Annotated in this window: 1 protein-coding gene; it reads left to right on the top strand. The window is 66.7% G+C overall.

Translation table 11 applies throughout. The features are described from left to right. Nucleotides 1-466 (top strand): phosphomethylpyrimidine synthase ThiC (locus E4T88_RS18540; protein WP_185146759.1); only part of this gene is annotated, 466 nt, incomplete at both ends.

Here is a 466-nt window from a genome sequence, read left to right as displayed (position 1 = left end):
CAGATGTGCATAAGAGACAGGTGCCCATCGGCACCGTGCCGATCTACCAGGCGCTGGAGAAGGTGGGCGGCATCGCCGAGGACCTGACCTGGGCGATCTTCCGCGACACGCTGATCGAGCAGGCCGAGCAGGGCGTGGACTACTTCACCATCCATGCCGGCGTGCGCCTGGCCTTCATCCACCTGACGGCCGGGCGGCGCACGGGCATCGTCTCGCGCGGCGGCTCCATCATGGCCAAGTGGTGCATGGCGCACCACAAGGAGAGCTTCCTCCACGAGCATTTCGAGGACATCTGCGACATCATGAAGGCGTACGACGTGTCCTTCAGCCTGGGCGACGGCTTGCGGCCCGGCTGCGCGAGCGACGCCAACGACGAGGCCCAGTTCGCCGAGCTGCGCACGCTGGGCGAGCTCACGCAGGTCGCCTGGAAGCACGACGTGCAGACCATGATCGAAGGCCCCGGCCA

Origin of the sequence: Dysgonomonas mossii, from assembly GCF_004569505.1 — a bacterium.
In the GTDB taxonomy this organism is placed as follows: domain Bacteria; phylum Bacteroidota; class Bacteroidia; order Bacteroidales; family Dysgonomonadaceae; genus Dysgonomonas.
Note: the sequence above shows the minus strand (reverse complement) of the source record. Positions and strands in the feature narration are given on the sequence as shown.